Raw genomic sequence first — 26,097 nt, forward strand, 5'->3', positions numbered from 1 at the left:
CGGTAGTACACCGCCACCAGCAGCACCCGCTCGGCCAGCGGCAGACACCAGGGACGGCCACCACCGGGCCCGTTCCCACCCCGCTCCCGCACCACTGTCAACCAGCTTTGTCTGCACCCTTTAGGCGTCGGAGGGCCGCAGGCAAACAGGCAAGGTCTGGTGGCCGTTGCTGATCAGTGAGGGGAGAGGTTTCAATTCCTCGGCGGGAACGGCGAGTTCGATGTCAGGGAAGCGGTCGAACAGCATGCGCAGGGCGGTGGCGACTTCGATTCGGGCCAGAGGGGCTCCGAGGCAGAAGTGGATGCCGTGGCCGAAGGCAAGGTGGTCCTTCGCCGCGCGGGTGAGGTCGAAGGTGTCCGCGGTCTCTCCGTGCCAGTGGGGGTGCCGGTTGGCGGCGGCGTAGGAGGCGAGGATCGCTTCGCCCTTGGTGATGATCTGCCCGTCGGGGAGTGCGATGTCGCTGACGGCGTAGCGCATGGGCAGGTGCTTGACGGCTGGTTCGTGGCGCAGGGTTTCCTCGACGGCGTCGCTCCAGTCGGCGCGGCTGGAGCGGATGTGGTCGAGCTGTTCGGGGTGGCTGAGCAAGTGGGTGACGGCCTGGTCGATGACGTTGACGGTCGTCTCGTAACCGGCGCTGATCATGAGGAGCAGGGTGTCGCGTAGTTCGGGGGCGGACAGGCGGCTGCCGTCCCCTTCCGTGTCTCGCGCGGTGATGAGCAGGGACGTCATGTCATCGCCCGGTTCCGCGCGTTTGGTGGTGATGAGCTGGTCGAGTGCCTCATACAGCCGACCGGTGTTCGCACTGGACTGCCCGGCGGTCAGCGTGGTGTCGAAGACGCCGTCGACCATGTGACGAAAAGCGGTCCGCTGGTCGGCGGGGACGCCCATGAGGTGGCTGATGACGGAGATCGGCAAGGGGTAGGCGAGGTGTTCGCGCAGGTCGATGACTTTCCCAGCCGGGAGAGTCGCGAGGGTGTCGAGGATGCCGGCGACGGTCGTCTCGATGACCTGCGCCAGCGCGGCGATGCGGCGTGCACTGAAGGCGGGTGCGACCAGGCGGCGCAGACGGCGGTGATCGGCGCCGTAGGCGGTGAACATGTTCTCGACCGCGACCCACAAGGCGAGCGGCCAGCTCTGGATGACCTTGTCGAAGTCGGGCCAGTGCGTGCGGGCGTCCTTGGAGACACTCGCGCTGGTCAGTAACTTCTTGAGGAGGGCGGGGTCGGTGACGGACCAGGCGCTCACGCCGAGGATGTCGACGCGGACGGCGGGTCCGTGCGCACGCAGTTGCCGGTGCTCGCCGTGCGGGTCGGCGCCGGTGGGGTCGAGGATGACCGGAGCGGTGGGCGGAATCGTCGTCACGGTGATGGATCCCTTCAGACGGACGCGGCGGTGATGGGGGACAACGATACGGGCAGCTGAGAAGAGGGAAGCGGGCGCGCCAGGCGTCGGGACGCGGCATGTGTCCCGGATGGCACGACGCCGGCCCAGCCTCCGTCTGGCATGGGTCCGTTGATGCTCTGCGGGCTCTCTGCGGGCTCTGCGGGCTCTGCGGGCTCTGCGGGCTCTGCGGGCTCTGTTGCCGATCGTCAACCACTGTGCCGTGCAGGGCAGTACCCTCGCCTTCTCGGCCAGTGGCCGCGGGCTGCGGGCCGCGGGCCGGAATCGGGGACGGTTGGGGACCGGTCCGGCATGGCTGCGCGCTGAGGGTGCTGCCGGGGGAAGCTGCCCGCTGAACTGCTGGGTTCAGCTGCCCGCCGCCACGACGACCGCAGGAGCCGGCATCGTCTCGCCGCCGGCCCGGCGGACTGGCCTGTACGTGTCCGTCACAGGCGGCCAGAGCGGAGGGAGCGGATGGCGTGGAAGTTGCTGATCGTCGATTCGGTGGCTCTGCCTCCGAGGACGATGAAGGTGCCCTGTCCGTCCGGATGAAGGTGCCCTGCCTGAAGGAGCGCCGCGCCTGCGTGCCGTCGGCAGCGTCGCAGAGCTTGTTGAGCCAGGCGGGCCACGCAGGGCACGCGGGCCAGGCGGGCCAGGCGGGCCAGGCAGGCCAGGCAGGCCAGGCAGGCCACGCATCGAAGGCCGCTCGGATGATGGCGAATTTCGTGGTCGGGGCCGGGTCGCCGAGAGCGGGGCAGCATGGTTTCGCCGAAACAGTTCAGCATGGCTCCGTCGGCATCGGCATCAACGTCGGCATCGGCATCGGCATCGGCGTCACCGCACCTTGGCGCAGAGATACGGGCGTGCCAGCAGGAGAGCCGTTCCCGTCAGGGCGATGCCGAAGTAGACCGGTGCCAGGTGGATGAAGTCCGTGTAGTGGATCGCGCCGTGCACCACTACGGCGGGCAGGAAGCCCGCGGCGGCCGCCGCGGCCAGGGTCCAGAAAACCCAGGCCTCACCCCGCCGCCAGCCCCACGCGCTGAGCAGCACAATGGCCACCGCGGCCGACATCAGGGCACCGCCGAAGCCGGCGCGGTCGTGCGCGATGAAGGGGACGAGACGGGGGTTCACGCCGTCCAGCGACTCGGTGCCGATGCCCATGAAGGTCAGGTCGGTCGGTACGAAGACACCGGTCAGGCCGATCACGGAAATCACCGCTCCGCCGGCGAACAGGCCCGCCCCCGTGACGATCATCAGCAGCTGCCCGACCAGCGCCCTTCGACGCTCCGGCTCCGGCCCCTCGGGCACCGGACGCCACCTCGGTGTGTGCGGGGCACGGCGGACCGCGGCCACGTACATCGGGAACAGCACGACGGCGGTGGCCGCGTGCAGGGGTTCCACGAACCCGGTGGCCAGAAAGTACAGCAGGGTGGGGAAGCCGATCGCCCCGGAGAGCAGATACGCCTCGCGAGCCCAGGGCCGGCCGCGTCTGATCCCGCCCAGGGCGAGACCTGTGTAGAGCGAGCCGATGGCCACCATCGTGCCCGCCATGGTGATGCGGTCGTGTTGGAGGAAGTGCACGAGATGGTGGTTGGCGGCATGCAGTTCGTGCACCGTCATACCGAGGTAGTCACGGTCGTACCAGAGCAGCACGGGTCCGAGCGTGATGACGGCGGCGCCGAACCCCGCGCCGGTCATGCCGAGTCCGACGAGCAGCCCCCACCACCAAGCGGGCCAGCGCCGGGGGTTACGGCCGACGTCGCTCAACCGTGGGGCGGGCGTGGTGGATGTAGCCGCCTCGGTGACGCGTGCGAACCAGCCCGGTCCGGCCGCGACGAGCACCTCGGGGCGGGCGAGCACCGCGGCGCCCGGCTCCGCCAGCACGGTCGCCGCCGCGGTGATCGACGGGTCGCGGACACGTACGACCTGTGGGTCGTCGTCGCCGGTGAACCCGTCGACGTGGGCACCGAGGGCGGCCTCGACTTCCGTGCCACAGGCGCGTACCACCACGGGGATCGAGCGGTCGGCGGCTGCCTCGCGCACGGTCTCGACGTCGGCCGCCGACACGGGCGCCACCTCGACGAACCCGGCTCCCAGCGGAGGCATGGCGCGTATCACGTCACGGGCGAGCCAGGGCGGGACGGATATGCCGAGGCGCACGGCCACGGGCGCGCCGGCGACCTTTCCGGCGAGCTGCTCGGGAGGATGGCGGTGGCCGAAGCCTCGCGCGATGAGCCGCGCGCCGCCGGGGCGGGAGCCGATGGAGGCCAGCAGTCGCAGTGCGGTCAGCTGGGAGCGGCGCCGACCGAGTACGGCAGCGGCGGCACCGCGCAGCGGCTGGTAAGTCCAGTCGGGCATCAGCGGCTCTCCGAAACCGTGGAAGGACCGTGGCCGCCGGGCGGGCTCCAGCCGAACACCGGCGTCATGGAACGCAGTGTGGCCCGCGCGGGGACCAGCCGGGCGGCCGCGTCGCGCAGCAGCGCGGCGGGCGGCCAGGACAGTTGGCCGACCGTGCCAAGACGCGCGGAGCGGCGCGTGATGGCCTGGGTCCGGGGGCGGCGCAGGCGGTCGTACGAGCGTAGTGCCGCGCCGGTGTCGGGGGTGGCGTCGAGGCAGTGGGCCAGGGTGACGGCGTCCTCCAGCGCCTGGCACGCGCCCTGGCCCAGGTTGGGCGTCATGGCGTGTGCCGCGTCGCCCAGGAGCGCGACCCGGCCGCGTACGAAGGTGGGCAGTGGTGGCAGGTCGTACAGGTCGTGTCGCAGTACCGCGTCCGCGGGGACGGCGGCCAGCAGGGTGGGGACGGGGTCGGGCCAGTTCCCGAACCGGCGCAGCAGTTCCGCGTACTGGGAGGTGTCCAAGGCCGCCGCCTCGGGCAGCGTGGCGGTGGCGAAGCAGTACATACGGCCGCCCGGCAGCGCCGTGAAACCGATCCTTTCCCCGCGCCCCCAGGTCACCGCGCCCTCGGAGGGCGGCTCGGCGAGGGGCTCGGTGACCGCGCGCCAGGCGGTGTAACCGGCGTAACGCGGAGCCGGGGCCGCGGGCCACAGGGCCCGGCGGACCGTACTGCGCAGCCCGTCGGCGGCGACCACGAGGTCCGGCCGCGACTGGCCGTCGCGATACTCGACGACCGGGCGGCCGCGCTCTTCACGCACTGCCGACACCTCGCTGCCCGGCTTCAGGCTCCCGGCGGGCAGGGCCTCCCGAAGCGCCCGCAGCAGCTCCGCCCGGTGCAGGACCACCATCGGGTAGCCGAAGCGTCGGGCCAGCTCCGCGTTGTCCGTACGGGAAAGCCAGCGGCCCTCGCGGTCCCGTACGCCGCCGGTGGCCTCTTCGGCACCGAGTAGCCGTACGGTGTCGGCCAGCCCGAGTGCTTCGAGTGCGTGCAGCGCGTTCGGCCACAGGGAGATGCCGGCGCCGATCTCGGTGAATTCCGGCGCTTTTTCCAGGACTTCGACGTGCCACCCCCGCCGGTGCAGGGCGATGGCCGTCGCCAGACCGCCGATCCCGCCGCCGACGACGGTCGCTGCGCGTTGCGGCATGGAGTCCTCGCTTTACGTTCCAGGGGCGCCGCCCCGGAACGGTTGCCGTTCGATCCGGTACTCCAGCGACGTACATGCTCGGCGCGACCCCCGCTGGGTAACGCCGTGGAGCAGCATGGTGACAGATGCCTGCTGATGGTGGCCAAGGGGTGACATCTCACCGGCAACGGTTGGCTTCGATCCGCTCGGCGTGGTCGGCGGTGCGCACATGACCGACGCGATGAGTCCACCGTGGGCACCCCTCGCCATACCTGACCGAGCACATCAAACGGTTCGACTAGTACTCCACCCACGAACTCGCCATCCACCCCCAGGCGTACGCCCCGAAACTCGACGTCGCGGCGAAGGGCTGAATCGTCGGCTCCAAGGCCGCCTCCCGCCGTCCCGGTCATCTCGCAAGAGAGAAAGACGATCGACTACGGCCTCGGCCTGCACTTGGTGGAGGGTCCCGTCCGGGCACCTTCTGGGGCCATGGCGGCAACTGCTGCGCGCGGTCGCCGACCGGATTCTGCTGACCGCGATGGACGGCTACCGCCCCGAGGACGACTGGAAGCAGCGCATCATGTCCCTGGCTCTGCATGTGAGAGAGGCCTTCGGGCGGCAGCCCCAGCTCGCCGCGGTCTGGGGGCGGTACCCATCAAGCGGCACCGGTTCCCGGCTGGTCATGGAAGAGGTGCTGCAGGCCCTGCGCGTGGCGGGGTTGCCCGACGGAGCAGATCCCGGCGCGCTACCACCGAATCGCGGTCCTCATCGCCGCGTTGATCGCCTCCGAGGCCGGGGTCAGCACCGTCACCCCCGAGGAGTACGAACAGGGCATGGAGCTGTTCCGCGTGACGGTTCTGGGCGCCGACCCCGAACGCTTTCCGGCCCTGGCCCACTTCGCCCGCGACATCCGTCCCCTCGGGGTGGAGCGCCGCGCCGCGTTCGAAGAGATCCTCGCCGGCGCCAGGCGCTCGACGGCAACCGTACCCAGCGCAGGGTCAATGGCTTGATGTGCCCGTGGTATCGGCTTGGTTCTGGCCGATGGCGGCCAGCGCGCGGTCCAGGACCTCCTGCGCCCCGTCGCCGCGAGCAGCCGCGCGAACGCCGACGCCTGTGCCCCGACCGCCACCGGCTCCCCGAACACACCCCTCCTCCGGGCCCGTTGGCGGCAGTTCGGCCATCACGTCCGCGAGTGGTGCCACGATCTCCGAGATCCCTCGTGCGCCGCCCCGTCGAGCACCCTGGTCGACAAACTGGAGGCCTAGTCGGCGCCGCCACCCGATACGGCAAGTCCCCGGAAAGCTACCAAGCCGGACCGCACCTCCGTGCCTCGATGATCTGGATCGCAGGGCTCACGCGTACTACATGATCACGACTTGATACGCGCCCTATCAGGGTTCCGGCCATCGTGCACGTTCACTCTGGCGCCGCAGACGGTAACGCAACAGAACCCCGGACAGCGGGCCCGGTCCCGGCACTCCTTCCGGGTGCCTGGGCGAGCATGGGCTGGACGGGGCCCCTACCTCGCCTCACCCGGTGTAGTCCTCGGGATGGGCCCGATTCTGCAGGGTCCAGAACTCGCCCGAGCAACCTGACGGCAACGGCGGGAAGCGGTGTCCCTTCACGTCCGTGCTCCAGTGGTGCTCGCCACCGCAGTCACATTCGTAGATCCCACTGGCCGGCACGATCTCGCCCGGGTGCCACGACGTCTTCGCCTCACTCATGTCACCAGGTCTACGACGCCGTCGGCCGAGCCGCGACCGGAGAGCCCGGCACTCCCCCGCGATCAGCGAGCGCGTTCCATGTGTTCTTCCAGTTCGACGGCGAGCGCGAAGGCAGGGCAGTGCTGGAGGCGATCACGCTTCACAGAGGCGTTCGGACCTAGCGGCAGGGACACTTCAAACCGGTAGCACGCGGGGCCCGGCTCATAGCCGACCACGATGCGGGCTGCGTCCACGTCACGTTTTACGATCCATTCCCCTCCGGCTGCGTGAGTGATTTCCGCGTCGGTCAGCCGGCCGTCTTCAGCCGCCGGACGAAGGCCGTACAGGGTCAGCCCTGACTGCTCGCCGTCCGGCGATGGTGACGATCAGGCCGAGGGCGATGAGGATGAGAGCGGCAGCAAGTGCGGTCAGAGCGGCGCGCCCGGCTATGGTCGGTCCGGTGCGCCTGGTCTCCTTGGTCACTCTGTCAGGATCCCGTGTATCCGAATGAGCCGAGTCATTTGCCGCATCACTGCGGCGTTCGCAGAAGCCCTCTCCCATGGCCCTGACGCCCTCCACCTCGCCGAGATCTTCGGCCTGGACGAGAAGACCGGATCCGGTACGCCAACGTCGCACGGGCGTTGCTGGACCAGGCCGATGAACAGCCACTTCAGTGAAATCTGCTTGACCGGTCCACGCCTTAGCCGAGGGTGAGCACGCCGGGCGGAGTCAGCATCCGGGGCCGATCGGCGGAGACGATGTCAGGGCGAGGGCACAGACCCGGCAGGACGTCATGCGGGCACGGATCCTCAGCTTCATCGACGTGAACCTTGCCGATCCACGGCTCGGGCCGGCCGCGGTCGCGGGATTTCATCATCTGTCACTGCGCGCTTTGCACGCGCTGTTCCGGCAGCAGGACGGAGAGACGGTGGCGGCGGTGATCCGGCGCAGGCGGCTGGAGCGCTGCCGGGAGGACCTGACCGACCCGCGTCTGGACGCGCTGGCGGTGGCTGCGATCGGCGCGCGCTGGGGCATGGGCCATCCGCAGGGGTTCAGCAGGGCGTTCCGGGTGATGTTCGGAGTGGCGCCGGGTGAATACCGGCGGGCGGCACGGACCGGTAAGCATCTGCGCACTGGGAGGTAACCGCGATTCGAGGCCGCGCGCCTATGGTGCGGAACACTGACGCGGCCCCGGCCAAAGACCGGCCCGCACGCGCCTGTCGTCCGGGGACAATCCCTCGGTCGTCGTTTCCTCATCCATCTGGAGGGGTCATGCAGATACCCGCTGTACGGCGATGGGCCGTCGTCGCCGCGACCGCCGCAATCGCTGCGCTGTCCGTCGCCACGCCCGCGCAGGCCCGTGCGGAGGTCTTCTACTTCGACGGGCAGAACAACGCGACCCGCCGCTGCATGGACGACAGCTTCGCGTACGGACTGCGGGCATTCGACTGCAACGGGATGAACTTCCAGAAGTGGTGGGGGGTCCACGCGAACTGACCTCGATCCGCGGGCCTGAACAGCAGTCGGTCGCGGGGCTGGTGGCCTGCTCGCCGTTGCCGCAGGCGCTGTGTCCGCCGGTGTGGCACTGGCCGGCACGGATAGTGAACGCCTCGTCAGGGAGAGATCGATTCCGTCGGCCGCTGAAGCTCGCACGATGGGCATCTCAGCGAGGGCACCGGGGTCAGCGACTACGCGCTCGAAGACCTTGCGTCCGCATGGTCGGGCCCCGTCCCGAACGGCCGGTCCAGCGGCAAATCGCCCCCTGTTACACGTCTGTGTCAATTCGTCCTGCAACGAACCCGGGGTCCGCGTTGTCTAGCAGGTGGAATCCGACCCGCGGACGAATGACGAACGAGGAGCTGGCAGCAGTGGGGGACAACATACGCAGACGAGGAGCCATGGCCCTGGGGATCACCATGCTGGTGGCCCCGTTCACGGTGGCGCTCGGCGCCGGCAGCGCGCAGGCCGCGTCGTGCTCGACGCAGACCGGGCCGTACCAGGAGCAGGTCGAGAGGTTCCTCGGCCGACCGGTGGACGGCAAGCAGTCGGCGGCCGACTGCAAGGCCATCAAGGCCTTCCAGACCAAGCACAAGATCACCCCGAACGCCGGGTACGCGGGCAGCGTCACCTGGGGCGTCATGAATCTCATGAACAAGCAGAAGGCAGTGGGCAACGACCCCAACAAGGCGGGCAAGTGCCCGACCGACAAGGGGCGCATCGCCTGTGTCGACCTGACGCTCCAGCTCAGCTGGATCCAGGACGGCAAGAACCTCAAGTACGGTCCGGTCCCGGTACGCACCGGTCGCAACGGCCATGAGACCCGCACGGGCCTGAAGAAGGTGTACTGGCGGGACATCGACCACGTCTCGAGTCTGTACGACGTACCGATGCCGTACAGCCAGTTCTTCGACGGCGGCCAGGCCTTCCACTCGGTCGGCATCAGCGTCTGGGCCCCGCCGGGCTCCCACGGCTGCGTCAACATGACGAAGAAGGACGCCGTGAAGTACTGGAACATGCTGCGCAAGGGCGATGACGTCTTCGTCTACGGCCGCAAACCGGGCACCTGAGCCGCGGCAGGCCCCCCGCGCGCCCGGTTCGGCGACTTTCGCGTCAGCACCGGAGTGCCGGGGCCGCCTGGGTCTGCACGGAGCGCCGCCGGGAGGGCTTCTGACTTTCTCGCTGACAGATCCCGGTTCACACACCGGAGTTGAACGTGTTTTGATAGACGCCGTCCTCCCGGCGAACGGTGCGTCACCGGCTGGACGATGCGACACCCCGACCGTCTTCGGAACGAGAATCGGCAGCAGTTCGCCGGCGCCCTCGCCCGCTGCCCCGAGCCGGCCGCTGCCGAACAGCTCGTCCGGCCTGCGCCAAGATCAAGATCCTCATCACCCGCTGGCGAAGTCCACCGTGATCGCCGACCGGCGTGGCCGCCCGTCTGCGTTCCAGCATTCCCCCGAAGTGGAGGTTCAGCAAGCGGCGGGACGCCGACACTATCGGACGGGTTCTGGGCTGCTGTCCCGTCGTCCGACGGCAAGGCATTCCGAGAGTTCCCATACCCGACTCCACCATGAGCGATCTGTCCGGAGGACGTAATCTCCCATCACCAGGCCTTCATCGCCCGCCGCAGAACCAATCGGCCCAGCGAGGAGTACCGGGGATCACGCCGCAGATCGCGCGTCGCGGCACGGCGCACGGCTCCGGGCTCGGTAGGACACGCTGGGTGGTCGAGCGCACCTTCGCCTGGCTTCAGCACCACGTGATCGCGGACCGGCACGACGTCACGCAGCTGACCCCGCTATTGGACGCGATACCCCGAATCCGGGGGCTGCGTGGACGGCCTCGCAGCAGGCCCGAACGACTCCGCACCCACTACGAGCGCCGAGCCGGCCTCATCAGGTTGGAGCCTGGACGTGCGCGATCGACATGCAGGGGGCTCACATGATCCTTCGTTCAGCGCCGTGACGTGAGAGCCGTCGACCGCGCAATCATCCAGTCCAGGGGCACCGTTGACTCTCAGCTCGGTGAGCAGTATCCCGTGCGGGCGGAGCCAGACGCCGACCAGTGCCACGCGGTCCGATACCGGCAGCCGCTCGGGCTGCCGATGGCGCCGGGCAGGCCGCGTGGGGAGAAGCGCAGCTATGGGTTCCCACAGGCCATCAGGAGCCACATCATCGGGAATCCGTCCGACTCAGCGCCAGCCACCGTGCCGCGGTTCCAAGTACTCGCCGAACAGCGGGTCGTAGACGTCCCCGTCGTCAGTGACCACCACGTAGTGAGGTTCGGTCCTTGACGTGGCCTCCTCCAGGCGGATGACAAGGTCGGGAACAGGAAGGACCCGCAGTGACAGGGCAGCAGCCACCCGAGCGCGCTCTTCGGCGATCTCTGGATTGTCCCTGGCCAGATACCTCTCAAGATGCTGGGCGGAAGCCAGCATGACCTTCAGGTCGCCGCCGCCGGAGAAGCTCAGGCAGTCCCGCCACTGCAACCCGACGATGATCTCCAGCGCGTCCGCCAGATCGTCGGCGATCAGCCCGCCCTCTCCTTCGGAGGTCGCGAACACCACCGGTCGGCGGCCGCCTTCCTCGGTGCACGGGAAGTACGCCCCGCCGGTGAAATCCCCTGCGATCGGCTCCAATGGCGCGCCCGAGGCAAGCCTCAGGCCGACCCCGCGCTCCTTCCGCTCGACGTCGAACTCGAAGGACGCCCGCAGCAACCCGTGGATGTCCGGCGTGCGCTGGATTAGGTCGAGCAGCTGATCGCTTGAGGCCATGACATCGACGATAGTCAAGGCCGCTGACGTGCAGGGACCGGGCCCCACCCACGATGACCGCGGCGGACACCCACTCGGCGACCGCCACAGCCGTTCATGGTCCCACAACCCCTCCGGAACGATTCAGCTCCCGATCACGAAGCCGCTGATCCCGCCGTCGAGGGTGCGGCCTTATCGGGATCTGGCGACCGGCGCTCCGGGGGCTGGTCGCCGTAGGCGTCGGCGTCTATGCGGTCCCAGGCGTTGGCCGGCGTCCCGCGCTGGGTTGAACGGTTCACCGTCGGCGGCCGGTCCGAAGCTTCCCCGGCCGTCCCCGATGAGGCGTCCCGCCTGACGACTGGGCGGCATGTCCATGATGTGGTGCTGGCTTCTCCGCTCGACCGGCGAACTCCGTCGCCATCGCTGGCCCGCTTCAACGGGTTGCTGTCGGCCGCCAGTTCGAAGACGTCGGACAGGCAGTCGCGGTCCGTGGCCTTCTTCACCGGGTCGAGCTGGGCGCGCTCGTGGAGTCCACGTTCGACGTGACGCAACGAGTACGAGTTCGCGGTCGACGGCGGTTTCGACGAAGCGGAGATCTCCTTCCACGTCGACCCCAAGCTGGCGGGCGGGGCCGGGCTTCAGGCCGGCCGGGAATTCGGCGAAGTGCGGGACCGCACCGCCCGCAAGGGTTCGGCCCAGGAACCGGACACGTCGAAGGACACCGACAAGGACGGGATCAGCGACGCCGACGAGGAGACGCGGGCCGGGAACCTCGTCCAGGGCAACGGGGTTCCCATGGGTGCGATGGACCCCAAGAACCCTGATTCGGACGGTGACTCGCTCAAGGACGACAAGGAGGTCCAGATCGGGCAGCGGCGGGACCTGCGTGCAGTACTGCCTGGCCCGGGGCGGCCGAGCCCGGCCAGATCCAAGCGTGTGGTGGGGGGCGGTCAGCGACGGGAGCGGCTGCGGGTGATCAGCCAGGTGCCACCGACAATGAGCAGGGCGAAGACGGTCAGGCCCGTGCCCAGGGCGATCAGCAGCCACAGCCGCTCGCGCAACTGCAGGGTGCCGCTGAGGGTGACCTGGAGGGAGCCGACCGCGAAGGCGATCGCCGAAGTGAACACGGCGACGAGTTCGACGGCCCGTACGGAGGAGCGGTGCATGGCGCGCTCGAGGTCAGCGTTGGCGGCGTCCTGGCGCCGCCAACGGGCCTCGTGTTCTGCGTCGCGTGCCGCCCGTAGCCGGGCTTCCTGGATGGCGTCCCGCTTGACGAGGTATTGCTCCAGAAGCAGTTCGCGGCTGAAGGCCCCATGGTGGGCGAGCAGGGCCAGGGCGGCGTCGACGTGTGACAGGGCCTCGTCGTGGTCGGCGCACAGGTGGTGGGCGGTGGCGAGGCGGAAGCGGAACATGTGGTTGTCGGGGTGGGTGTCCACGGCCTCCCGTGCGAGCCGGCGCAGGAGTTCGCCTTGGCCGTCGAAGGGCACGGAGAACGCAAGACCGTTCAGGCACACGTCCACCACATGCCGCGAGTGGTGCCGGGCCGTCCATGCCCGGTTGAGGAGGTCGCGGGCGTGTTCGGTGGTCAGGGCGCGGCTGCCGAACGCCGCGAATGAGCGCAGGGCCAGGACCACGGGCTCGTCGCGATGGGGGCTGGCTGTAATGGCGAGGGCAGAGGTGGTGAGGACGGTGTTCAGGTCGTCGAAGGCGAGGTTCGCGCGGAGTTTTCCCGCGTGATAGAGCAGCAGAGTCAGGGCCAAATCGGCGGCCCCAGGGACGCCGGCGATGCCTCGGGCCGCTGCGTCAAGCTGTTCGCGGGTCTCTATGTGGGACCGGTTGATGAAGCCGTTGCCAAGGGTCCACTGTTCGCGAACGGCGGAGCGGCATCCGGCCGTGGTGTGTACGGCGATCCAGCGTGCGCAGGCCAGGGCGGTGTCCGAGGACGGACTGACGGCGAAGCACCGCCGCCAGTAGCGGTCGGCGCAGACGAAGTACGGATCGGTCGCGAAGTCCGCAGACCGGACCTCGAAGTCCGGTTCCTGTCCGCTGTCGTGCAACTGGAGGGCGGCCTCCTCGGCGATGCGACCGAGGTCGGCGGCATCGGCGCCCACTGCCGCCGCCAGCCGGACCCGGATTTGCTCGTGCACCTGTTCCTGCACGCCCGACGTGTCCATCGCTCCCCTACGTGATCGTTCTCCCCATAGGGAACCCTACAGGTGCACGTCAACGCACTTCCGGAACGGGCACACACCGGTCTGACGGTCGGCGGAGCCCCATGCTCGGCCGGCCAGGCCATGGGTGCCCAGTGGCCACTGGCGCCCTGAGGGTGATCTCCAGGCGCCGATCGGAAGGCTGAAGGCGGATCGGTGGTGAACAGCGGGGTGTTGATTCCGCGTGGGAGAAGGTCACGGCAGTCCCGCCAGGTGAGGCCCCGATGTTCACCTCGACGATGTCCCTGAATACGAGGCCGGTAGATCGATCCGCCGCGTTCAGCGGATTGAGACCACCGCCCTGGGAATACCTCATGGCCCCGCCACAGCGCAGGGATCCAACGATGTCACTCAGCCGACCACTCGACGGAAAAGGCCCCATCGACCAGCTGTGGTGACCGACGGGGTCGCGTGAGGGTGCTGCCGTCGCACGTGCGGCGGCACGGGTCCGGCAGGGAGGGGCCGCCGACGGCGTTCGGTGCAGGAGCAGCCGCCGGGGGCGCGTTCGTCGCCCGGGCCGACAGGGAGGAGAGGAGGCTCCTGACCGGCTGGCTCGCCGACACGGGCATCCCGGTCCGGGTGGTCCGCGGCTTCGGCTCCCAGCCATACGCCGATGTCGTCCGCGACCGGGCCACCGCCGGCCCGCCCAGCGGCGTGCTCCTGTTGGTGGGCGCCTTCGCCACAGGCGCGCCCCTCGGGGCAATGGACGGCCCCGTAGCGGCAGTGTGAGCGATACGGGGTACTGAAGACGACCCCGTCGGTCCTATATTCATACAAACAATTCACGCGCGGCCCTGCTGCGATGAACACGGGGTAGGACCGCAGTGATCGAATCCGACGGCACCGGACCCGCCCGGGCTGAGTCCCGCGCTGCCCGCAAGACGCGCGAGAAGGCGCGGAAGCGCAAGCGCATGGCCGTAGTCGCGGCTGTGCTCGGCCTGGGCGGGGTGGTGGCCACCACGGGCGTTCTCACCCTCGGGGACTCCGCCGGGAGCCGGAGCGACGCCCGGCACACCACGTCCACATTTTCGGGCAACGCTGCGGAGAAGGCGCGTTCCGCGAAGCGCGCGAAGAAGGGCGAGGAGAAGTGGGACGGCAAGGTCCGGGTGCTGGGTGACGGCTCCACCTCGTACACCGGGCCGCAGCGCGGGCAGCTCAAGCCCAAGAAGCTGAAGCCCGGTGAGAAGCCGCCGCAGTTCGTCGTCTTCTCCTGGGACGGCGCGCTGGAGGGCGACGACCACCGCTTCTCCCACTTCCGCCAAGTGGCACGGGAGAGCAAGGCCCACATGACCTTCTTCCTCACCGGCATCTACCTCCTGCCGGAGAGCAAGAAGTCGCTCTACCGCCCGCCGCAGCACAACCCGGGGTCGGCCGCTATCTCGTACCCCACCGTCCCGCACATACAGACCACGCTGGAGCAGCTGCGCGGCGCCTGGAAGGACGGCAACGAGATCGGTTCGCACTTCAACGGGCACTTCTGCGGCCCCAAGGGAGGCGGGGACTGGAGCCCGGCGGAGTGGAAGAGCGAGATCGAGCAGACGTATTCGTTCATGAAGAAGTGGAAGACCAATACCGGCTTCGGCCGAGAGGCGCCCCTGCCCTTCGACCCGGACCGGGAAGTGGTCGGTGGCCGCGCGCCCTGCCTGGAGGGGCAGAAGAACCTCTTGGCCGCGATCAAGCCGTTCGGCTGGCGCTACGACGCGAGTTCCTCGGGGGACTTCCAGATATGGCCGTCCAAGGTCGACGACATATGGAACTTTCCCCTGCAACTCCTGCCCATGGAGGGCAAAGAGGTGCAAGTCCTCTCCATGGACTTCAACTTCCTCTACCACCAGTCCGGGGACAGCACCCAGGGCGACCCGGAGAAGTTCGCGGCGTGGGAGGCGCAGGTCCGGAAGTCGTACATGAACGGCTTCAACCGCGTCTACAACGGCAGCCGGGCGCCGATGTTCATCGGCAACCACTTCGAGGACTGGAACGGCGGCATCTACATGAACGCCGTCGAGGACGTGATGCGGGACGTGTGCCCGCGCAAGGGCGTCCGCTGCGTGTCGTTCCGGGAGTTGGCGGACTGGCTCGACGTCCAGGACCCGAAGGTCCTGGCCCGGCTGCGCCTGCTCGACCCCGCGCAGGCGCCGGACTGGAAGTCGCTCGTCAAGTAGCGCGGGCCGGGCCGCCGCCGCGCCTTGCCCGGGCGCGCGGCGGCCCCTCCTGCGTCACTGCCTCCTGCGTCACTGCCTCCTGCTTCACTGCCCCGGCGCCTACCGCACCGCCTTTACTTCACCGCCTTGATGTAGTCGGCCCACAGGGCCACCGCCCGCTCGCTGCCGAGTGTTCCGGGGGCGTCGCCGCCCAGCCCCTTCAACGGCAGTGGCACCAGGTCCTTCAGCGACATGCGGTAGACGACCACGGCCGTGGTCTCGTCCTCGGTGCCTCCCACGAACCAGGCCGCCGTGTTCGCGGTGGTCGTCCCGGTCTTGCCCACAGCACCGGCGTGCGCCCCGCCCGCCGCCTCGGCCGACCCGTCGGTCATGGTGGCCCGCAGGGCGTCCGTGACCGCCTGGGCGGTCTCCTTCGACACCGCCCGGGCGGGCTTCGGCTTGACGAGCGGCACCGCGTCCCCGGCCCGGGTGACCGAGCGCACCGAGTAGGGGTCGGTGTGCATGCCGTCGGCGGCGAAGGTCTGGTACGCGCCGGCCATCCGGATGGCGCTGGGCGTCGAGTTCTCCCCGAGCGCGAAGGTGGGGATCCGCTCCCCGAGGCTCGATTCGAGCAGCCCCGCCCGCAGGGCGTACCTCTCCACCCGGTCGAGGCCGACGTCGAGGCCGAGTTGGAGCATGGGCGTGTTGACGGAGTCGGCGACGGCCTGCCGCAGGGGCACCTTGCCCCAGTCCCGGCCGCCTTCGTTGCGGCCCTTCACCACCTTGCCGCTGCGGTCCCAGTACGGCCCCTCCGGCGTCCGTACGGCGATCCGGTCGTCGCCGTCGTAGACGCTGGCCGGCGAGACAGGTGTGCGGCCCCCGTCTCGGGTGCGCTGCACGCCGTCCTCGAGCGCGGCGGCGTAGACGAAGGGGGTGAACGCCGAACCGGCCGGAATGGTCGTCGCGTTCGACTGGTTGAATCCCTGCTTCAAGAAGTCGTGGCCGCCGTACACGGCGAGCAGCCGGCCGTCCCGGCCGACGCTCGCCGCGCCGATCCTGGCGTACTTGTCCGTGTCGGGCCGCCGCTTGGCGTCGAAGCCCTTGTCGACCTTCCGGACCGCGGCGGTCAGCGCCTTCGTGCGGTCCCGGTCGAAGGTCGTGCGGATCTGGTAGCCCCCGAGGTCGTAGTCGGCGGTTTTGATGTGCCCGGCCTTGATCGCGTGCCGCTTGGCCAGCTCCACCAGATAGCCGGTCTGCGCGCCGGGGATGGTTCCGCCGGACCCCGGCTTCGTGGGCTCCGGGAACTTCTTGTACGTGGCGCGCTCGGCCTGCGTGAGATGGCCGGTCTCGACCATGCGGTCCAGGATCCAGTTCCACCGTTCGACGGCCCGCTCGCGGTTCTCCTTGCCGAGGGCCGGGTCGTACAGTCCGGCGCCCTTGAGGAGAGAGGCCAGGAAGGCGCCTTCGCTGGCGTTGAGCCGTGAGACGTCTTTGCCGTAGTACGCGTGCGAGGCGCGCTGGATGCCGTAGGTGCCGCGCCCGAACCAGCTGGTGTTGAGGTAGTCCTGGAAGATCTTGTCCTTGCTCGTGTGGTTGTCCAGCTTCACGGCGAGCAGGGCTTCGGTGAACTTCCGGGACAGGGTGCGGTCCTGGCTGAGGTAGACGTTCTTGACGTACTGCTGGGTGATGGTCGACCCGCCCTGGGTCTCCCCTCCGGTGACCGCGGCGGTCGCGGCCCGCAGGAAGCCGGTCGGCGAGACCCCGGAATCCGAGTAGAAGCTCGCGTTCTCGGCCGCGAGGACGGCCCCACGGACTTTCTGCGGCACCTTTTCCAGCGGTATCTCCTGCCGGATGACCCATCCGGTGCGGGCCATGACGGTGCCGTCGGACCAGTAGTACACGTTGTCCTGTTGCGTGGCGAACGAGTTGAGGTCGTCCGGTATGTCCGTGGCGGCGTACGCGATCGCGACGAAGCCGGTCAAGCCGATGAACATGTACAAGAAGGTGCCCACCCACTGGCGCCACGAAGGTGCCCACCGCCGCCATCCGCTACGGCCCGGCCGAGGGTACGCGGGACGCAGCCGCCGCAGTCGCCTGCGCGTCCAGGCGAGGGCGCCGGGTATGCCGCCGTCCGACCGTGCCCTGCGCCGCTCCCCGGACTTCCTGCGCCGACCGGTCGCCGCGCGGCGGCCCCCCGGTGCCGCCCGCCGCCCCCCGGGTCTCCCACCTGCGGCCATCCTGCGCCCACCCACCCCGTATGCCTCCTCTGCTGCGCTTTGCCGCACACCCTAGAGGTAGGTGGGGCGGGGCCGCCGGAGCCCTGGCGCCCTGGTCCGGCGGCCTCCGGGCCCCGCGTGGGACGAACGGCACAGTGATGGCACGGAGTTGTGCGTGGATTCCGTGCCGCGGTCGGGCGATCAGACGACAAAAGAGGAAACAGAGTGATACCCAAGAGATACAGACCGGCCATCGTCGCAAATCTGACCACGGCCCTGGCCTCCGGCTCCCCGCTCGCGTCCTCCGCGCACTCGAACGCCGCCGACAGCTGGCGCCGCATGGCCGACCGCGACACGGTCGCCGCCTTTCCCCGCCCCGCGTCGCCGATGACGTCCTCTCCCGGCGCACCCAGGCCCTGGTGAAGGATCACGCGGGACGCGGCGGCTCCGGTGCCGGCGCACGCGGGGCGCGGCAGCTCCGGTGCCGGCGCTTCCACAACGCGCATGTCCGGCCGCCTGAAGCAGAACGAGGACGCCGCGCCGCGGTCGTCGCGCGCCCGCAAGTCGCGGCTGGCGAAGCTCGGCGAGGCGTGAACGAAGGCGGACACCCGCGTCGTCGTGGAGCGCGCCACGATCACCGGCACCACGCGGCCACCGCCTACGCCCAGGCACGCGACCTGGCTGAGCAGCATGGGGTCGCCGGTGAACGGGCCACCAGCCAGGCCCACCGCGCCCTCGTCCTCGCCTTCACCGACCCCGATGCCGCGGACGACGAAATCCACCTCGCCTCGGACGACTACGAGCGGCTCATCTCCCACAGCGAGGCCCACCCGACCTGGACGATGATCACGCTCATGGTTCACCGCCTGATCGGACGCGAAACCACGGTGACCGGCGTGAAGCGCTTGGTTGTCAGTGGTGCGTCCTACTCTCCGGCAGGTGAGAAGACATCAAATAGAGGTACAGGCTCTTGAAGCTGCGATGCTCGATGCGCGGCAAGCCCTCGCTGTCTATGACGGAGCGTTGGAGTGGATGCGCCGACCTGAAGCGAGCATCGAGGGGCCCCTCGCAGCCGAGGTGTGGGTTTTCGACCGCGCCTTGACCCATGTTCTGCTGGTGAATCACCGATGGCGTGGATGGGTGGCGCCGGGTGGCAAAGTCGATCCCGGCGAAACGCCACGCGAGGCGGCTCGCCGAGAACTGTTCGAGGAGACCGGAGTGCGGGCAGAACTGATTGCGACCCCGGCGGCCGCCACAGTGCGCTCGTATCACCCCACCTGGTCCGCCACCGCAGGCATTTCCTATCTGACAGTCGTCGACCAACGGACGCAGCTGAAGTCTGAGAGCGGTCAGCCGGCTGCCTGGCATCGCCTGGATGAGCCCTGGAGAGGATGGTTCTCCGACGATCGTCTCCGCATGAAGCAGTGCGCCATCCTGCTCGGAGACGGCCTGAGCGACTCCGGCGAAGTCCAGGGGTCGATGGCGAGGGCGGTGACCGTCGCGTCGGGGTGCTCCCATACGCGACGGTAGCGGTCGGTGATCTCCGCGCGCGTCTCGTGCTCGGTCTCCCACGGGTCGGCGCCGCGCTCTTCGACGTTGTCCCACCGGGGCAGAGGTTCGGGAACGGTCGGCCGAAAACCTAGCCGAAGCACCTGGACTCCCAGATCGACAAGTGCTTGACCAGGCCGAGAAGGTTGCTCCCCGTCGCAGTGAGCGGGCGACGGACAACGTACTCGCCAAGCCCGTCGAGCTTCATCTTCCAGCGCATCGCCGCGCGAGTCACTCTCAGATCGCTGTACAGATGACCTTTCGCGAAGTCATCAATCATGGGGCACGACCCTGTCATGCCCCACCGACTGGCTCAGGCGGCAGGATGCCCTCTTCCTGGGCGACATGGGAGCAGGCCATGGCCGCGGCCGCCATACCGAGCCGGTCGAGTACCTCGATGGACTCCAGCAAAATCCGGGTGTCGGCGTCGGCCATGGCGTTGCCGCAGCGGTCGCGCTCGGCCAGGTCTTCGGCGGCCGTGGCGGTGCGTAGCGCTGTCACCCGGGCGGCCAGCACGTCACGGGAAGCCTCCATGGCGACGATGCAACGCACCGCACGGACGATGTCTTCATCGGTCATGTCGTTCATGCCTTCCCAGACGGTGCCCACCTGCCTCTCGTCACACCGTCGTCCCCGCCTATGAGAAAGAACACGCCGACGCCAGGTCGGGCCCTGCCCCGCTCCTCGCCCGTCCCGGCGTACCTCGATGCGGCGTGCCTCTCCCGACATCCCGGGCGGCTTCGTGGTCAGCAGGAGCGGCACGGGATCAGCAATGGACCTCACAGGATCCGCTTAGCTCGTGTCCGCGATGTCAGGGGAGCCAGACACTCCCAACCACCCCGCCGCCGAACTTGTGACACCCCTGTGGCCGGAACTATGGCCTCCATCACATGCGCAGGCTTCACCCCCTGATCAGATGACCGGATGTCCAGACCCGCCCCCCTCCATCCGGTTCTCGCCCGCACCGCCCCCTTCCTGCTGGCTCTCGCCGCGACCGCTCTGCTGCTCACGGCCTGCGGGACGGACCGCGCCGGCGCCGGGAGTGCCGACGCCGACGCCGCCGAACCGCCATCCCGTACGCAGGTCGACGATCCGGGCAAGGACGGCGTACGGATCACCTCGCTGACCCTCCCGTCGGCTTCCCCCTCACCCACCCGCGGCCACTCAGTCTCCGCCGACAGCCTCGCCACGGACTCGGGGGTCATTGCCGCCTATGAGGTCACCAACAAGGGCGCCCAGCCCCTGACCTACTCGGTCATCTTCACCTTCATGAGTGGTGACGGCGGAGCCGTGACCAACCAAACCGCGACCGTGCGCGACGTCGGCCCCGGGAAGACCGTACGAGGCACGGTCCAGGCCGGGGAACTGCCGCCCGCCGCGCCGCGGGTGACGCAGGCCAAGGTGCTCGAAGTGGCCAAGGTCCCCGCGAGCGAGGCGCCGGCCGAACCAGGCACGTGTCCCGCCCCCGGGATCCGGGTCAGCGCCGACAAGGGCGACGCGGCCATGGGACTGCGCGTCGTGGGCCTGCGTCTCGACAACTGCGGCACGCGCGACTACACCGTCGAGGGCTACCCGCTGCTGGAGCTCCTGGACGACGGCCTCAAGCCCGTCGACGGCGTCGAGATCCTCGACGGCAGCCGCGAGATCACCACCGGCGCCGGGACCGACAAGGAGCCCCGTCCCGTCACGCTCAGGCCCGGCGAGTCGGCGACCGCCAGCCTGGTTTGGCGCAATACCACCGAGTTCGGCACACCGGTGAACGTGCCCTACGTGCGGGTCCGGGCGAAGGCCGGTGCCGACCCGGTGACGGTGACTCCGAACCTCGACCTCGGAACCACCGGAAAGCTCGGGGTCAAACCGTGGGAGAAGGCGGAGCGCTAAGCGGCCCCTGCGAAGCCCACTGCTATCAGCAGTTGACTTCATGTCATTGCTTAGAGCAGCGTGGCGCGGGCGTAACCGGGGTGCCGCCGACGGCCGATAGATCGGCCCGGCGCCGGGAGCACACCTGCGGAGACGTGTCGAACGACCTTTACGGTCAGCTTCGCCAAGCCGGCAGGACCGGCAGGGGGCCTTGCGGCTCAACGGTCAGCGTGTGCCCGTCGGTCCGCCCGGTGAGCCAGCCCAGCAGCTCCGCCGCCGGGCCGTTCACACGCGGCCCCGGACCGTCGCCGATCACCCGTAGGACCTGGTCCTCGTCGGCGCGTAGCGCCATGGGCGGGGTGTTGGGCTCGGCACGCAGCTTCGCGGTGGTCGTCTCCAGTTCACGGGCGACGAAGAGGGCGGGCCAGTGGGCCGGACGGTGACCGGTGGCCAGGTCGGTGTGGTGCACCTCCACCTCGCGCAGCATGCTGCCGACCGCCCCGCGCACCGGCCGCAGACCGGCCCCGAGCCAGCGCACCGGCACATCCCAGGCGTTCTGGGGATGGTCGTCAGCTGCGGAGAGGAAGCGACGTAGCGCGGTGTCCATGTCATAGAGGAGGGCGCCGGCGGACCGTCCGGCGCCCTCCTCGATCTCCCGCTCCCGCTGATCGTCGTCGGCGTACTGCGGCAGGTCGGTGCCCGTGCGGGCGGAGGTGAGCAGCCGGGTGCGCGAGTCGGCGCTGCGGGCCAGGTGCGTCAGGACATGGGCGCGGGTCCAGCCGGGCAACAGGGAAGGCGCCCGTACGTCCCCGTCCGACAGCGCGGCCGCCGTCGAGAGCAACCGGTCGACGCAGGTGCGCAGCAGAGGCAGGTGCGCGGCAGGGCTGTCTTCTTCTTCGTGTTCTCCGGTGTGCGGCATGGGTCTCCGATCGGTGACGACGCGTCGCTTTACCTGTTCCCCAAACAGGGGCGCATGTTCCCGAACTCCCGTCGGCCCCGGGTCGGAGTGAGCGCCGTTCCGGGGCGGCGTGTGGTCTTCTCCGGCTTGCGCTGGTCGACCGCCAGCGGCCGCGCGAGGCGGAGCTGAGTGTGGGCAGCGATGACGAGCCAGATTTTCAGCGAGCGGCCGTGAACGCGAGAGGGCCCGTACACGTTGTGCGTGTACGGGCCCTGGTCGAGCGCCGGGCAGGCCTTGCACCTGCATTTCCCCGCAGGAAGCGGGGCGTCTTTCCTTGGACCACCGACGCGTCACCGGCTGCCGTGCGAAGCGGCGGCCGTTTCGAGATCTACTGTACCCCAGGGGAGTTGGGCAGTCGGCATGGGGTCCGGGTGGCGCCTGGTCCAGGACCCGGTGGGAGCGGTGACAGCGTCAGGGTTGTCCCGCTACAGCCATCGTTGCCTGCCGGACGGCACCAAGGCCGAGCAGGTCACTCCGCACCTCACCCGCGGTCTCCCCGGTATCCCGCCCCAGCTGCGGCGGGCGCTCCCCTGGGACCAAGGCGGGAAGATGGCCGAGCGCCAGGCCGTCACCGCCGGGACCGGGATGCCGATCTGCCTCTGCAAGCCGCGCAGCCCGTGGCAGCGCGGCATCAACGAGAACACCAGCCGGTCGCCTCGGCAGTACCTCCCCAAGGGCGCGAACATCCGCACGTTCAGCCAGGCCGGCCTGGACGCCATCGCCCACGAGTTCAACCATCGTCGGCGCATGACCTGACCCACGACCTGACCCACAAGTCCACGGCCCTGAAGGGCGTCGCAGAATGAACCTGAAGACGGCCCGTATCTCCGTATCGCCTGTATCTCCGTATCGCCCGTATCGCCCGTATCGCCCGTATCGCCCGTATCGCCCGTATGAGAACGCCCCCGCAGCGGTAGGCATGCAGCGTGCAGACCTTTCTCCCGTACCCCGAATTCACGCGCTCCGCCGCGGTCCTTGACCGGGCCCGCCTGGGCAAGCAGCGGGTCGAAGCCCTTCAGGTGCTGCGCGGCCTGACCGTGCCCGGCTACGGCTGGCGCCACCACCCCGCGGTACGCATGTGGGCCGGTTACGAGGAGGCCTTGGTCCGCTACGGCCTCGACGTGTGCGCGGTGTGGGTGGCGCAGGGGCGCCCCGACTCTTGTGCCGCCACGCTCGTCACCGACTTCACCCGACACCGCCCCGGCGTCACCGTACGCGCCCAGGAGCAGCTCGCCGATAATGGCGAGCTGCCGCCTTGGCTGGGCGACCCGGCCTTCCACCGCAGCCATCAGTCGGCCCTGGCGCGCAAGGACCCGGAGTTCTACTCCACGCTCTTCCCGGGCGTCCCCGACGACCTGCCCTATGTCTGGCCGACCTCCGACCGAGGCGCCTCGTAACCGGCCGTGGCCTGGAGGGATCCGGTTCGTGGCCGGCGAGCAGTTCCCGCGGGGTGGAAAGAACGCGGCGATCGCGAAGGAGATGCGAGTGAGCGAGCGGTCGGTGGAACGCCGGCGGCGGGCCTGGCGACGGAGTGCTGCCTGGCTGCTGTGGCAGACGGCGATGGTGTGGTCCACCAGGTGGCGCGGGTGTTGGTGCAGCGGGCCCGTGGGAAAAATCCCGGCGTTGTTGACCCACACGTCGAGACGTCCGTAGTGGCGCAGGGCCTCAGTGGCGAGGCGCTGGGAGGTTTCGGGGCCCGTGACGTCCGCTGTCACATAGCGGTGGCCGGGACCCAGCGTGTCGGCCATTTCGTTAAGAGAGGTCCCTGCCGCGACGAGCTCACCGCCGCCTTTGTCGCCGCCGGTCTTGCCGACCGCGTCGACTTCGGGGTCCGCGGCTGACCCCACGTACGTCGGGCCCGTACGCCGGACAGGGCCGGGCGTCGGGCACAGCCGTACGCCGGACACGGCCGGGCGCCGGACAGGGCCGTACGCCAGACACCGCCGTACGCCGGCCGACAGAGGCCCGCCGCAACTGTCGGCCGGCGTACGGCGCCCCCCGCCGCCCCGCACGCCGCACACCTTGAAACCGAAGGACCGCACGAGCATGACCGACCCCATCCGCGGCACCCGCCGCCATGGCCCGGCCCCCGCCGCCCTGTCCGTACTGGACTCCGCCATGACCGGCACCGGCCAGACCGCCGCAGGGGCGCGGCCGGCGGCATCGAACTCGCCCGGCTCGCCGGCCGACGCGGCTTCACCCGCTACTGGATGAACGAGCACCACGCCATGCCCGGCGTCTCCACCTCCAGCCCGCCCGTCCTGCTGTCCCGGCTCACCGCGGAGACCAACAGACTGAGGCTCGGCGCGGGCGGAATCATGCTGCCCAACCCACCCGCCACTGGTCGTCGCCGAACAGTTCGACATGCTGGACGCCCTCGCCCCCCCGCCGCATCGACCTGGGCCTCGGCCGCGCCACGGCCGCCGCCCTGCGCCGCGGCGCGCGGCGCCGAGGACTACCCCAGTCCCCCAACAGGCCACGCACCAGCCCGACCTGTTGGCGAGGTATGCGCAGGGGGCGGCCTGACGGACGAGCGGCGGAAGTTCCGTGAAGGCATCCGGAAGGCGGCGGCCGAGCGGTTCGCCAGCGGCGAGCCGAGTTCGGCGATCGCGCAGAATCCAAGGGTCAGTGTCAGGTCGGGGCAACGCTGGCGGAAGTCGTGGGCCACGGACGGGCCACAGGCCCTGCGGGGACCGGGCCGCCCTCCCCGCCGCGACTGAGTTGGGCCCGCCGGCTGTCGAGCACCCTGGCCCCCCCCCGGACACCCGAGCGGGCGGGGCGGCTGGGGCGGGCGGCTTCTGAAGGGCACGGCCTGCGACGGTTTCCACCTGTACGGCGGCCAGCCGCCCGCAGGGTTTTCAAGCCGTACGAACCGGCTGGTCACTGGTCGATGCCGGCTCGGTTTCGTAGGTTTCCGGGTCCGAGAGGTCTCGGTGACGGGTCTCGTTGGCGCAGCCGAGGGCGATCACGGTGAGCAGGACGGCGGCCATGACGTAGAGGGCGATGGGCGCGGCGCTGTCGTACTCGGCGAGCAGGGCGGTGGCGATGAGGGGGGCCGGGGCGCCGGCGGCCACGGAGGAGAACTGGGCGCCGATCGACGCTCCGGAGTAGCGCATGCGGGTGGCGAACATCTCGGAGAAGAAGGCTGCTTGTGGGGCGTACATCGCTCCGTGGAAGAGTAGGGCCACGGTGACGGCTGTGATCATTGCCGTGAAGGACTGCCGGTCGACCAGGGTGAAGAACGGGTAGATCCATATGCCCATGCCGAGGGCGCCCATGAGGTAGACGGGGCGTCGTCCGATCTTGTCGGAGAGGGCGCCCCACAGGGGGATGGTCACGAAGTGGACGGCGGAGGCGATCAGGACGGCATTGAGTGCGGTCTGTTTGCTCGTGTCGGCATGCTCGGTCGCGTACACGAGGATGAACGCGGTGACGACGTAGTAGGAGATGTTCTCCGCCATGCGGGTGCCCATGGCGATGAGGACATCGCGCCAGTGGTGGCGCAGGACGGCGAGTATCGGCGGCTTCTCGCGGGTGGTCCGTTCGGCCTTGCGGCGTTCGGCTGCTGCGAGGGCGGCTTTGAACACGGGCGACTCATCGACGGAGAGCCGGATCCACAGACCGACGACTACCAGGGCGCCGGAGAGCAGGAACGGCACCCGCCATCCCCAGGAGTCGAACGCCGCGTCCGACAGTGTTGCCGTCAGCGTGGCCAGGACGCCTGTGGCCAGCAACTGCCCTGCCGGCGCTCCGGTCTGCGGCCACGACGCCCAGAAGCCTCGCCGTCCGGCGTCTCCGTGCTCCGCCACCAGCAGCACCGCGCCGCCCCATTCGCCGCCCAGGGCGAATCCCTGGACCAGGCGCAGCACGGTGAGCAGGACCGGGGCGGCCGAGCCGACGGTGGCGTGGGTGGGGAGCAGGCCGATCAGGAAGGTTGCGCCACCCATCATCAGCAGGCTGTACACCAGGAGTTTCTTGCGGCCCAGCCGGTCGCCGAAGTGGCCGAAGACGAGGGCGCCGATGGGGCGGGCGGCGAAGCCGACGGCGTAGGTCACGAACGACAGGAGCGTGCCGACCAGGGGATCGGAGTCGGGGAAGAAGAGTTTGTTGAATACGAGTGCGGCGGCTGCGCCGTAGAGGAAGAAGTCGTACCACTCGATGGTGGTGCCTATGAGGCTGGCCGCCACGATCTTCTTGAGGTTGCTGGGCGCCGGGAGTTGTACGGAGGGTGGGGACGGCATGCGAAGCACCACTTTCGGGACGGTGGCTGAAGTTGTGTGCGGTCTTGCACCAGAGTGGGACCGTCGG

22 protein-coding genes and 6 pseudogenes are annotated in these 26,097 nt (G+C 69.5%); 15 read left to right on the plus strand and 13 right to left on the minus strand.

The window, feature by feature from the left end; all coding sequences use genetic code 11:
• The 4 genes and pseudogenes from ACWDZ7_RS26025 to ACWDZ7_RS26040 all read right to left on the minus strand — a co-directional run.
• Window positions 1-101, minus strand: a pseudogene (locus ACWDZ7_RS26025) (IS5/IS1182 family transposase); the annotation flags it as partial.
• 19 nt (window positions 102-120) lie between these two features.
• Window positions 121-1,362, minus strand: coding sequence for a cytochrome P450 family protein (locus ACWDZ7_RS26030; RefSeq protein ID WP_451800217.1), 1,242 nt, complete (start codon window positions 1,360-1,362; stop codon window positions 121-123).
• 852 nt (window positions 1,363-2,214) lie between these two features.
• Window positions 2,215-3,738 (minus strand): hypothetical protein, encoded by a 1,524-nt coding sequence (locus ACWDZ7_RS26035; protein WP_451800218.1) that lies wholly within the window; start codon window positions 3,736-3,738, stop codon window positions 2,215-2,217.
• Window positions 3,738-4,919 carry an FAD-dependent monooxygenase gene (locus ACWDZ7_RS26040; protein WP_451800220.1) on the minus strand — a complete coding sequence of 394 codons (1,182 nt, stop codon included), beginning with the start codon at window positions 4,917-4,919 and terminating at the stop codon, window positions 3,738-3,740. Before ACWDZ7_RS26040 ends, ACWDZ7_RS26035 begins: the two co-directional genes overlap by 1 nt.
• Before the next feature lie 478 nt (window positions 4,920-5,397).
• Between ACWDZ7_RS26040 and ACWDZ7_RS26045 the strand changes: the two are divergent.
• A pseudogene (locus ACWDZ7_RS26045) lies at window positions 5,398-5,911 on the plus strand (TetR/AcrR family transcriptional regulator C-terminal domain-containing protein); the annotation flags it as partial.
• Window positions 5,912-5,929: 18 nt separating this feature from the next.
• Complete coding sequence (locus ACWDZ7_RS26050) at window positions 5,930-6,166, plus strand: hypothetical protein (protein ID WP_451800221.1); 237 nt, start codon at window positions 5,930-5,932, stop codon at window positions 6,164-6,166.
• Window positions 6,167-6,430: 264 nt separating this feature from the next.
• On the opposite strand, the gene ACWDZ7_RS26055 is transcribed toward ACWDZ7_RS26050, so the two are convergent.
• Window positions 6,431-6,625: a hypothetical protein gene (locus tag ACWDZ7_RS26055; RefSeq protein WP_451800222.1), complete on the minus strand. Its 195-nt coding sequence runs from the start codon at window positions 6,623-6,625 to the stop codon at window positions 6,431-6,433.
• 772 nt (window positions 6,626-7,397) lie between these two features.
• On the opposite strand from ACWDZ7_RS26055, the gene ACWDZ7_RS26060 reads away from it, so the two are divergent.
• From ACWDZ7_RS26060 to ACWDZ7_RS26075, 4 genes and pseudogenes are all read left to right on the plus strand, one after another.
• On the plus strand, window positions 7,398-7,748 hold the full coding sequence (locus ACWDZ7_RS26060; protein WP_451800224.1) for a helix-turn-helix domain-containing protein: 351 nt from the start codon (window positions 7,398-7,400) through the stop codon (window positions 7,746-7,748).
• A 128-nt stretch (window positions 7,749-7,876) separates the two neighbouring features.
• The gene (locus ACWDZ7_RS26065) at window positions 7,877-8,101 is read left to right on the plus strand and encodes a hypothetical protein (protein WP_451800226.1); all 225 of its coding nucleotides are present in this window, start codon (window positions 7,877-7,879) and stop codon (window positions 8,099-8,101) included.
• A gap of 371 nt (window positions 8,102-8,472) precedes the next feature.
• Complete coding sequence (locus tag ACWDZ7_RS26070) at window positions 8,473-9,171, plus strand: L,D-transpeptidase family protein (RefSeq protein WP_451800227.1); 699 nt, start codon at window positions 8,473-8,475, stop codon at window positions 9,169-9,171.
• A 590-nt stretch (window positions 9,172-9,761) separates the two neighbouring features.
• Window positions 9,762-9,858: pseudogene (locus ACWDZ7_RS26075) on the plus strand (IS5/IS1182 family transposase); the annotation flags it as partial.
• Between the two features lie 437 nt (window positions 9,859-10,295).
• Here the strand turns inward: ACWDZ7_RS26075 and ACWDZ7_RS26080 are convergent.
• Both ACWDZ7_RS26080 and ACWDZ7_RS26085 read right to left on the minus strand, forming a co-directional pair.
• Complete coding sequence (locus ACWDZ7_RS26080; RefSeq protein WP_451800229.1) at window positions 10,296-10,877, minus strand: hypothetical protein; 582 nt, start codon at window positions 10,875-10,877, stop codon at window positions 10,296-10,298.
• Between the two features lie 929 nt (window positions 10,878-11,806).
• Window positions 11,807-13,030 carry a hypothetical protein gene (locus tag ACWDZ7_RS26085; RefSeq protein ID WP_451800231.1) on the minus strand — a complete coding sequence of 408 codons (1,224 nt, stop codon included), beginning with the start codon at window positions 13,028-13,030 and terminating at the stop codon, window positions 11,807-11,809.
• A gap of 453 nt (window positions 13,031-13,483) precedes the next feature.
• Between ACWDZ7_RS26085 and ACWDZ7_RS26090 the strand changes: the two genes are divergently transcribed.
• Together ACWDZ7_RS26090 and ACWDZ7_RS26095 are read left to right on the plus strand one after the other, a co-directional pair.
• Window positions 13,484-13,795 carry a hypothetical protein gene (locus tag ACWDZ7_RS26090; protein ID WP_451800233.1) on the plus strand — a complete coding sequence of 104 codons (312 nt, stop codon included), beginning with the start codon at window positions 13,484-13,486 and terminating at the stop codon, window positions 13,793-13,795.
• A gap of 182 nt (window positions 13,796-13,977) precedes the next feature.
• Entirely contained in the window at window positions 13,978-15,228 is a 1,251-nt protein-coding gene (locus tag ACWDZ7_RS26095; RefSeq protein WP_451800371.1) for a hypothetical protein, read from the plus strand.
• A gap of 113 nt (window positions 15,229-15,341) precedes the next feature.
• On the opposite strand, the gene ACWDZ7_RS26100 is transcribed toward ACWDZ7_RS26095, so the two are convergent.
• The gene (locus ACWDZ7_RS26100; protein ID WP_451800234.1) at window positions 15,342-17,201 is read right to left on the minus strand and encodes a transglycosylase domain-containing protein; all 1,860 of its coding nucleotides are present in this window, start codon (window positions 17,199-17,201) and stop codon (window positions 15,342-15,344) included.
• Between the two features lie 447 nt (window positions 17,202-17,648).
• Between ACWDZ7_RS26100 and ACWDZ7_RS26105 the strand changes: the two genes are divergently transcribed.
• Genes ACWDZ7_RS26105 through ACWDZ7_RS26115 form a run of 3 tightly spaced genes read left to right on the plus strand, consistent with a single transcriptional unit; the run spans window position 17,649 to window position 18,953 of the window.
• Entirely contained in the window at window positions 17,649-17,846 is a 198-nt protein-coding gene (locus ACWDZ7_RS26105; RefSeq protein ID WP_451800236.1) for a hypothetical protein, read from the plus strand.
• Entirely contained in the window at window positions 17,843-18,397 is a 555-nt protein-coding gene (locus tag ACWDZ7_RS26110; RefSeq protein ID WP_451800238.1) for a hypothetical protein, read from the plus strand. The genes ACWDZ7_RS26105 and ACWDZ7_RS26110 overlap by 4 nt, the downstream gene beginning before the upstream one ends.
• A 7-nt stretch (window positions 18,398-18,404) precedes the next feature.
• A complete protein-coding gene (locus tag ACWDZ7_RS26115) occupies window positions 18,405-18,953 on the plus strand; it encodes an NUDIX domain-containing protein (protein WP_451800239.1) in 549 nt (182 codons plus the stop codon).
• Here ACWDZ7_RS26115 and ACWDZ7_RS26120 read toward each other — a convergent pair.
• Window positions 18,893-19,251 (minus strand): annotated as a pseudogene (locus ACWDZ7_RS26120) (mycothiol transferase); the annotation flags it as partial. The gene ACWDZ7_RS26115 and the pseudogene ACWDZ7_RS26120 overlap by 61 nt on opposite strands.
• A 14-nt stretch (window positions 19,252-19,265) precedes the next feature.
• Window positions 19,266-19,559, minus strand: a complete 294-nt coding sequence (locus ACWDZ7_RS26125; RefSeq protein WP_451800241.1) for a hypothetical protein — start codon at window positions 19,557-19,559, stop codon at window positions 19,266-19,268.
• Window positions 19,560-19,895: 336 nt separating this feature from the next.
• Here ACWDZ7_RS26125 and ACWDZ7_RS26130 point away from each other — a divergent pair, with 336 nt between their 5' ends.
• On the plus strand, window positions 19,896-20,852 hold the full coding sequence (locus ACWDZ7_RS26130) for a DUF4232 domain-containing protein (RefSeq protein ID WP_451800242.1): 957 nt from the start codon (window positions 19,896-19,898) through the stop codon (window positions 20,850-20,852).
• Between the two features lie 154 nt (window positions 20,853-21,006).
• Here ACWDZ7_RS26130 and ACWDZ7_RS26135 read toward each other — a convergent pair whose 3' ends face one another.
• Window positions 21,007-21,750: a maleylpyruvate isomerase family mycothiol-dependent enzyme gene (locus tag ACWDZ7_RS26135; protein ID WP_451800244.1), complete on the minus strand. Its 744-nt coding sequence runs from the start codon at window positions 21,748-21,750 to the stop codon at window positions 21,007-21,009.
• A 399-nt stretch (window positions 21,751-22,149) separates the two neighbouring features.
• On the opposite strand from ACWDZ7_RS26135, the gene ACWDZ7_RS26140 reads away from it, so the two are divergent.
• Together ACWDZ7_RS26140 and ACWDZ7_RS26145 are read left to right on the plus strand one after the other, a co-directional pair.
• Entirely contained in the window at window positions 22,150-22,545 is a 396-nt protein-coding gene (locus tag ACWDZ7_RS26140; RefSeq protein ID WP_451800245.1) for an IS30 family transposase, read from the plus strand.
• Between the two features lie 170 nt (window positions 22,546-22,715).
• Window positions 22,716-23,186, plus strand: coding sequence for an MSMEG_6728 family protein (locus ACWDZ7_RS26145; RefSeq protein ID WP_451800247.1), 471 nt, complete (start codon window positions 22,716-22,718; stop codon window positions 23,184-23,186).
• A gap of 132 nt (window positions 23,187-23,318) precedes the next feature.
• On the opposite strand, the pseudogene ACWDZ7_RS26150 reads toward ACWDZ7_RS26145, so the two are convergent.
• Window positions 23,319-23,909 (minus strand): annotated as a pseudogene (locus ACWDZ7_RS26150) (SDR family oxidoreductase); the annotation flags it as partial.
• Between ACWDZ7_RS26150 and ACWDZ7_RS26155 the strand changes: the two are divergent.
• Window positions 23,836-24,235 (plus strand): annotated as a pseudogene (locus ACWDZ7_RS26155) (LLM class flavin-dependent oxidoreductase); the annotation flags it as partial. The pseudogenes ACWDZ7_RS26150 and ACWDZ7_RS26155 sit on opposite strands and share 74 nt — an antisense overlap.
• A gap of 412 nt (window positions 24,236-24,647) precedes the next feature.
• Here ACWDZ7_RS26155 and ACWDZ7_RS26160 read toward each other — a convergent pair.
• Window positions 24,648-26,030: an MFS transporter gene (locus tag ACWDZ7_RS26160; protein ID WP_451800249.1), complete on the minus strand. Its 1,383-nt coding sequence runs from the start codon at window positions 26,028-26,030 to the stop codon at window positions 24,648-24,650.
• Between the last annotated feature and the right edge of the window lie 67 nt (window positions 26,031-26,097).

The organism is Streptomyces sp. NPDC003032 (assembly GCF_053591415.1).